Annotated in this window: 6 protein-coding genes, 1 tRNA gene and 1 rRNA gene; 5 read left to right on the forward strand and 3 right to left on the reverse strand. The window is 41.3% G+C overall.

From position 1 onward, the window contains the following. Positions 1–320: 320 nt before the first annotated feature. From IT392_07480 to IT392_07490, 3 genes are all read right to left on the reverse strand, one after another. A complete protein-coding gene (locus tag IT392_07480) occupies positions 321–1,865 on the reverse strand; it encodes a sigma 54-interacting transcriptional regulator (GenBank protein MCC6544328.1) in 1,545 nt (514 codons plus the stop codon). A gap of 157 nt (positions 1,866–2,022) precedes the next feature. Next, a complete protein-coding gene (locus IT392_07485; GenBank protein MCC6544329.1) occupies positions 2,023–2,736 on the reverse strand; it encodes a hypothetical protein in 714 nt (237 codons plus the stop codon). Between the two features lie 660 nt (positions 2,737–3,396). Then, positions 3,397–3,482: transfer RNA gene (locus IT392_07490), tRNA-Leu, on the reverse strand. 416 nt (positions 3,483–3,898) lie between these two features. Here IT392_07490 and IT392_07495 point away from each other — a divergent pair. The 5 genes from IT392_07495 to IT392_07515 form a co-directional block, all read left to right on the forward strand. Further along, positions 3,899–5,323 (forward strand): sigma-54-dependent Fis family transcriptional regulator, encoded by a 1,425-nt coding sequence (locus tag IT392_07495; protein ID MCC6544330.1) that lies wholly within the window; start codon positions 3,899–3,901, stop codon positions 5,321–5,323. Further along, positions 5,320–5,739, forward strand: coding sequence for a nucleoside-diphosphate kinase (gene ndk, locus IT392_07500; protein MCC6544331.1), 420 nt, complete (start codon positions 5,320–5,322; stop codon positions 5,737–5,739). Before IT392_07495 ends, ndk begins: the two co-directional genes overlap by 4 nt. A gap of 11 nt (positions 5,740–5,750) precedes the next feature. Next, positions 5,751–6,134: a glycine cleavage system protein GcvH gene (gcvH, locus tag IT392_07505; protein ID MCC6544332.1), complete on the forward strand. Its 384-nt coding sequence runs from the start codon at positions 5,751–5,753 to the stop codon at positions 6,132–6,134. Between the two features lie 17 nt (positions 6,135–6,151). Next, complete coding sequence (locus tag IT392_07510) at positions 6,152–7,336, forward strand: tyrosine--tRNA ligase (GenBank protein ID MCC6544333.1); 1,185 nt, start codon at positions 6,152–6,154, stop codon at positions 7,334–7,336. A 157-nt stretch (positions 7,337–7,493) separates the two neighbouring features. Further along, positions 7,494–7,818: ribosomal RNA gene (locus tag IT392_07515) — 16S ribosomal RNA — on the forward strand; the annotation flags it as partial.

Consider the following 7,818-nt stretch of genomic DNA (forward strand, 5'->3'; position numbering starts at 1 on the left):
AATTTCTCGCAATCTTTAAATATGAGATTTATAATCAAAACTGAAACGAGTTCTGCGCAAGGTTCAGGGTGACACGCCTCGCATTTTAAGACCATTTGTGAGCCTATTCATTGATGACGTATAAAAGGTCTGTTTCTTCTTACATGATTTGCTCAACAAATGTCAAGGTGTTTTTCTTGAGTGTGAACAGGCTATGTATGTGTTAATATTATACGGAAATGACCGGGATAATGTTCCGACTTGTTAACGCTTTGTTTTTAAAGAATTTATTGAGGTGTATATATTTAATACATATGGTGTGTAATTAGTCTGATAAGCTATCAACTGCGTCGTTTTTTCTCGACTTTTTCAAGACCGTACTTAATTACCTTTAGTATCAGATTCTTTCTGCTGATTCCAAGCTCCCTGGCCAATTTGCTTTTATTCCAGCTTGTCCGTTCAAGCCCTTCACGTATTACATCCCTCTCTATATTTTCTACAATTGACTTTAGTGTACCGCTTGCCTTGGGTTTCTTTAAATAGGATTTTTTTTCTACTTCTTCCACGATATTGGGTGAGATTAGCTTCCTGTGAATGACTGTATCAAAACCGGATAACAGTGTAGTCCTCTTTATCTCATTTTGCAGTTCTCTTACATTGCCAGGCCAACTGTAATTTGAAAAGTATTCAAGTACCTCTTCAGACAGTTGCTTAACAGGTATGTTACGCTCTGTACAGAATTTTGTAAGGAAATAATTTGAAAGCAGGATTACATCTTCAGTCCGCTCACGTAAAGGCGGCAGGTGAATCTTTATCTCATTCAAACGGTAATAGAGATCTTCCCTGAATGTCCCCTTTTCCACCATCTTCTTCAGGTCTTTATTTGTAGCTGCAATAATGCGAACGTCAACATGTATAAACTTTGTACCGCCAACGCGTTTAAAAACGCCATCCTGAAGCACGCGGAGAAGTTTTGTCTGGAGTGCAGGGCTTGTATCACCGACTTCGTCCAAGAGAAAAGTACCGCCGTCAGACAATTCAAAAAGCCCCTTTTTTTGGACAATTGCACCTGTAAAAGCGCCTTTTTCATGGCCAAACAGTTCGGACTCCAGGAGGTTTTCACTAAAGGCACTGCAATTTTCTGCAATGAAGGCCTTGTCTCTGCGAGGGCTGTTAAAATGAACTATCCGGGCTATCATTTCCTTGCCGGTCCCGCTTTCACCGAGCAGGAGTACAGTGCTGTCGCTTGGTATAATCTTTTCAAGAGTCCCGAATATTCTCAAAAGAGGGGCGCTTTTCCCTACGACACTGGAGAAATCGAATTTTTTCTGCATCTCCATCAGAGGGTTTGGGTGCTCCTCTTTGGTTATCTCCCTCTGGTAGCTTACCATCTCTTCGACCATGGTCTGCAGCAAGCCTTTAAATACCTCTAATTTCTCTGAAGTAACAACGGGGACATCTCTCAGCTTGTTTTCATACTCAACGGCATCTATACCTAATTGCAGTGCATCATTCGTAAGGTCGTCAATCTCCTTATCGCCCAGCGTACGATCCACAACTCCAACAGCCATTACATATCCCAGGCAGTTCTCACTGTTAAGAATCGGGACTATAAGTCCCGTGAGGCCTGAAGGGCATTTGTCTATGACAGGTTGTCTCGTTTCTAATGTTTCAGATGTGAGTTTCTTAATCCAGTTGTTGCAGGCTTGTTTACCGAGGGGTGATTGTTCAACAAAATTGCAGAGCGAGGCATCAGATTTGTAAACGCTTCTAATCTCCTGGCCAATGCTGTTGTAGTAGTGGATATTAAATCCCCAGTTGTTGCACACCTCAACGAGTTTTTTGCTTATCCTTAACCCTAATACTTTTTCCCAGAAGAGCTCCATAGGAGGGAAGTAGCTCCTTTTAATTGGATTATTTTTTTGAAGTGCTAATAGTTAACTTAACTATATTACTCTACATGTTGTGATAATGTCAATAATAGAAAAACATAATAAAAAAGAGAAGATAAGAATGGAATAGTTCTGATTTGGGTTAGATGGTCTATTGGTATAGTTGTGTATTAATTTCACATACTTGCTTAATAAGCCTCCAGTTTTTCTCAGCTGAAATCAGTTCAACGCCAACTGTGTGCATATCGCTGGTCTCGCTGAACCTAACAGGTTTCCCCTCCAGCTCTATTGAGCCGATAACAGGCACATTCATTATTATGTTAATATGCCTGATGCTGTTCTGGTCTTCCGTCAGTGAGTCCAGAAATCCTACAAGAGCGCCGCTTTCACTTACATTCAGGAGTACACCCTGCTGTAGTTGACAACCTATGGATATTTCTATAGGAATATTTGTTTTGACACGCTTGTATTTCCTCAACTCTTTGGTTATGACAGGAACCTCATTTGTTCCCTCTATTGCCTCCTCTTCAGATCCCAGAATAGGAATTACATGCGTCTTGTTGTGTTGCTCAAAGATGTCCCTGCAATTGGTATTCATGTGGAAAATCTTGGTAATAAGACCGCTTTCAAGGCCTGATAGAATAGCAAAGACCCCAAGAGAATCTATAGATGAGACACCCTGAAAGTTCAGGACTGCACTTGAAATACCTGATTCCCGCAACTGGCGCAGTTCATCTTTAAGATGAACTGCCCTGCTTCCAATAAGCTTTCCATATAAATCCAGTATGGCTATGTTGCCCTTTTTGCGTACTGAAAAAGGTAGATTGTCACTCATAAACTTATTTGGTGGCTCTGAAAATTCCACCCTCCTGTAAAATAAATAAACTATTGATGGTTAAAGCTTGCAAATTATATACCTAATCGCAGGTGTGTCCATGAAGTGATGTCTCAGCTGATGTGGTTAAAAAATTGAAAATGTATAGGTATAAATAAATGTCCAAATTATAATCATAAAAAAGAAGATTGTCAAGCCAAGTTTTAATCTGCTATCAAAATAAAGGCGGGAAGGATAGCGTGTCCGCTCCCGACTTTAGCAAAATATACCAGAAGGAGGTGCAGCAGGAGTATATATTTGATCTCTGGCTCTATCACCTTGTTTTTAAACCTTGGATTATCAAAGATATAATGTGAAAATTTCGTAGCAACAAAGATTGCGATGAAAGTTGATGCAATAATGAATTTTCCGACCTCGGTCTGCGACAGGTTGGTTTCAACAGGGGCAGAGTAAACAACAGCGATTGATGTTTCAGAGAGTGTTGTCCCGGCTATAAGGGATGCATGCAGGATCCATTGAGACCCCTACCTTCAGAGAGAGAAGGCTTGAAAGGAATACAAAAAAGACCGACTAATAAAGGGACAATATCTGCTTTCATAAGTTTTTCGAAAGCATTATCAGCTGCAGACAGGAGTTATCAGCCGTCTCAGGCGGTTATAAGGTGAACCCCATCACCTTTAGTAAATTTAGTGCCGGGGGGGGGATTTGAACCCCCACGAACCTTGCGGTCCTCGGGATTTTAAGTCCCGTGTGTCTACCAATTCCACCACCCCGGCTGGGTAATACTGAAAAACGCCCATCAGCGGCGTCAGGAGGGTGGATTTGAGACTCAACGTACTAAAAAGTACGCCTCCTCTCAAATCCACCCTCCGTCCTTGCATCTGGACATTTTTGAGTATTACCCGGAGAAGTTTGTCTACGGTATTTCTCGTCGTCAGCCTTGTCTGCATTCCTGTCTGCCAGAGATATTCTTTATAGTTTTGACAGGAGTTATTACATAATACCTGATCCTGACACCTGTCACATGGACATTGTATGAGCTCATTTTTAACATATGAGGGTTTTTACTGTCAATCGGCAAATAATAACTGTGTAAAAATTGTAATAAATGTTTGAAGACTACTTGCACTCTTATTGATAATATGCTTTTATATAGTATTAACAAAAAAATGAAAAAGGGAGAGAAGTTAACATGGATGACAAAAGACTAAAGATATTAGTAATAGACGATGATCAGAGTATGCGTGAATTTCTTGTAACAATATTGAAGGATAAATACACGGTGTCAACGGCATCCAGCGGAAGCGCCGGACTTCGCTTACTGGACCAGGAAAATATAGATATTGTTTTGCTGGACCTGAAGCTTCCTGATATTAATGGTCTTGATGTATTGAAGGTAATCAAAGATAAGTATGCTCAGGTGGAAGTCATGGTTATTTCAATTCTTAAAGATATTGATGTAGTCGTGAGCGCCATGAAGCTCGGGGCATACAATTATGTTACCAAGGATATTGATCCTGATGAGTTGTTAACCCTGGTTGACAGATTGCGTGACCGTATTGAATGTTATAAAGAGCGCTGCTATCTTCGAAGTGAAGTTGAACAACTTTCAACGACAGAGATTATAATCGGTCAGAGTGTAGTCATGCGTCAGATATATGAGACTTTAAGTAAAATAGCCCAACTTCCTTCAACCATATTGTTGCTCGGAGATACCGGTACAGGTAAGAAGGTTATGGCAAGACATATTCACAAAATGAGTAATCTCAGTGATAAACCCTTTGTAACTGTAGATCTGTCCGCCATACCTGAGAATCTTATGGAAAGTACGCTCTTTGGGCATGAGAAGGGGGCTTTTACCGGAGCTGTCAGGCAACGGTATGGTAAGGTTGAGCTTGCAGATGGCGGCACCCTTTTCCTGGATGAAATTGGTTGTCTTAAGTACGATATTCAAAGCAAGCTATTGCGTCTGATTCAGGATAAAGAGATTGAGAGGGTTGGAAGTAACAAGACCGTCAAAGTAAATGTGCGGTTGATTGTTGCTACGAATGCCGATCTTTCTGATGCTGTCAAGAAAGGAAGTTTTCGCGAAGACCTGTATTACAGAATAAATGTCGTCCCTGTAAAGCTTCCCCCGTTAAGAGAAAGGACAGAAGATATCCCTGAGCTTATCCGTTATTTTATGGATAAATTCAGTAAGAGCTTCAGAAAGGATGTAAATAAAATTACTGACTCGGCCTTGACAATATTGATGAATTACAAATGGCCGGGAAACATCCGTGAACTTGAAAATCTGATGGAAAGGCTCGTAGCTATTGCCGACAGTAGTTTCATTTCTCAGGAGGATATCCCCGTTGACTATTATATAAACGAGAAGGTAAAGGCAGAGACTGAAGATGGTCTTCTTGACAGGGCATGTAAGACATTTGAAAGGAATTTTATTTTAAAGACCCTGGAGCAGGAGAGGTGGAGCAGGACAAAGACAGCAAACACGCTTGGTATTCCTATTAGTACTCTTAAGTATAAATTTAACAGGCTTGAAATTTACAATGTTTTAGCCCAGAAAAAAAAACTCTCGAGAAGGTCGAGAATTATCAGGGGAGGGGCTAACGCATGAAGGAGAGGACTCTCTCGCTGATTAAACCCGATGGTGTAAGAAGAAATCTTATTGGTGAAGTAATAAGACGTTTTGAATCGAATGGTCTTAAAGTGGTTGCCGCAAAGATGTTGTGTCTTTCAAAGAAGGATGCAGAAGGTTTCTATTTGGTTCATAAGGATCGGCCATTTTATGACAGCCTGTCTACGTATATGTCTTCAGGGCCAATAATGGCAATGGTTCTCGAGGGCGACAATGCAATCAGGAGAAACAGAGAGCTAATGGGCGCAACGAATCCGGCTGAAGCAGCTAAAGGTACAATACGAGCTGACTTTGGCGAAGGCATAGAGTTCAATGTAGTTCACGGTTCGGACTCTCAGGCATCTGCTGATTTCGAGATACCATATTTCTTTGGAAGAATGGAAATTTTATTTTAGGAGGTTTTAGGATGTATCCGGATGATTTGAAGTACCATAAGGATCATATGTGGCTGCAGGCAAATGGTAAGAAAGCAAAAATAGGAATTACGTATTATGCTCAGGAACAGTTAGGTGATATAGTTTATGTAGAACTGCCTGAGACAGGTTCTGAGGTTAAGATGAATGCGGTCATTGGAGAGATAGAATCAACTAAGACGACGTCAGCAATTGAGGCCCCGGTTGGGGGTAAGATTATTGAGGTAAATAGTGCCCTTGGTGATACGCCGGAAATTATCAATGACGACTCTTACGGAAAGGGATGGATTGCAGTTATAGAGATGAATAACACTGAAGATATCAGTCAATTAATGAACTCCGGTGAATATCAGAACTATATTGAAGAAGTGAAGTAGCTGACACCGTGATTATCATGGAGAACAATGTTGCAAAACAGATTGACCTTATAAAGCGAGGGTCAGTTGAAGTCATATCAGAAGAGTTTCTGGCAGTAAAACTTGAAAAAGCCCTGAGAGAGAATACCCCTTTAAAAATAAAGGCTGGCTTTGATCCTACTATGCCTGATCTGCATTTAGGGCACACGGTTTTATTGTACAAACTCAGACAATTTCAGGAACTCGGACACAAGGTAATCTTTCTTATTGGCGATTTTACTGGTATGATCGGCGATCCCAGCGGTGTCTCCGAAACGAGAAAATCGTTGACAAGAGAAGAAGTTTTAGAAAACGCAGCTACATACAAAAGACAGGTCTTCAGGATTCTTGATCCATCAAAAACAGAGGTTGTGTTTAACAGTCAGTGGATGAACAGCATGTCCGGTGAAGAGATCGTTCATTTATGCGCTAAATATACTGTAGCCAGGATGCTCGAAAGAGAAGATTTTAAAAGAAGATATAGTACAGGACAATCTATAGGTATTCATGAGTTCCTGTATCCGCTGGTACAGGGTTATGACTCTGTCATGTTGAATGCTGACGTCGAGGTAGGTGGAACTGATCAGAAGTTTAATCTCCTCGTTGGAAGGGATCTTCAGAAAGAATACGGGCAGGAACCACAGGTGGTTATTACGATGCCCTTACTTGAAGGCCTTGATGGAATCAAGAAGATGAGTAAAAGCCAGAAGAATTTTATCGGCATTGAGGAATCTCCAAAGGAAATATTCGGTAAGATCATGTCTATAGATGATCAGCTTATGATAAGATACTATGAGCTCTTGACATCGAGGGATATGGATGAAGTTAAATCTGCCCACCCTATGGAGGCAAAGAAAAGACTTGCAGAGGAGATTGTAGAGCGATTTTATGACAGAGATGAAGCCATTAAGGCAAGGGAAGAGTTTGAGAGAGTCTTTTCCGGCAGAAATAGTCTGCCTGCAGAAATCCCCGAATATACTGTGCCAGATGAAAAAAGATGGTTACCGCACGTTCTGACTGCCTCAGGTATGACGAAGAGTAATTCAGAGGCTGTCAGGCTTATTAAGGAGAACGCAGTTGAGATAGATGGCGTAAAGGTATCACATAGTGATATGGATTTAAATCCCGGACAGGAGCAGATAATAAAAATAGGGAAAAGAAGATTTATTAAAATAATCTCTTGACAAATACTTTTGAATTCATTATTATTAGCTTTCGCCTGTAGGGATAGGTGATGATTCGAAGCAGTGGCAGGCTGGTAAGCAGATGGCGCTGTGTTAAGAAAAAAATTGGTCTTTGATAACTAAATAGCGTGCACTTTTTTGATCGGGTTTTATAGTTTATTTGGAGAGTTTGATTCTGGCTCAGAACGAACGCTGGCGGCGTGCTTAACACATGCAAGTCGTACGAGAAAAGGGTAGCAATACCCCCAGTAAAGTGGCGCACGGGTGAGTAATGCATGGGTAACCTGCCTTGAAGACCAGAATAACCCCCCGAAAGGGGAGCTAATACTGGATGAGAAAGGGGGGACGATAGTCATTCCCTTTTAAAGGATCCCCGCAAGGGGTAATCGCTTCAAGATGGGCTCATGTCCCATTAGCTTGTTGGCAGGGTAATGGCCTACCAAGGCAATGATGGGTAGCCGGTCTGAGAGGATGGCCGGCCA

The organism is Nitrospirota bacterium (assembly GCA_020846775.1).
GTDB lineage: Bacteria > Nitrospirota > 9FT-COMBO-42-15 > HDB-SIOI813 > HDB-SIOI813 > RBG-16-43-11.

What these genes read in the sequence shown, in the direction of transcription:
- IT392_07510 (MCC6544333.1), top strand. Translation starts at nt 6,152, where the DNA reads ATGGAGAACAATGTTGCAAAACAGATTGACCTTATAAAGCGAGGGTCA.
- gcvH (MCC6544332.1), top strand. Translation starts at nt 5,751, where the DNA reads ATGTATCCGGATGATTTGAAGTACCATAAGGATCATATGTGGCTGCAG.
- IT392_07495 (MCC6544330.1), top strand. Translation starts at nt 3,899, where the DNA reads ATGGATGACAAAAGACTAAAGATATTAGTAATAGACGATGATCAGAGT.
- ndk (MCC6544331.1), top strand. Translation starts at nt 5,320, where the DNA reads ATGAAGGAGAGGACTCTCTCGCTGATTAAACCCGATGGTGTAAGAAGA.
- IT392_07480 (MCC6544328.1), bottom strand. Translation starts at nt 1,865, where the DNA reads ATGGAGCTCTTCTGGGAAAAAGTATTAGGGTTAAGGATAAGCAAAAAA.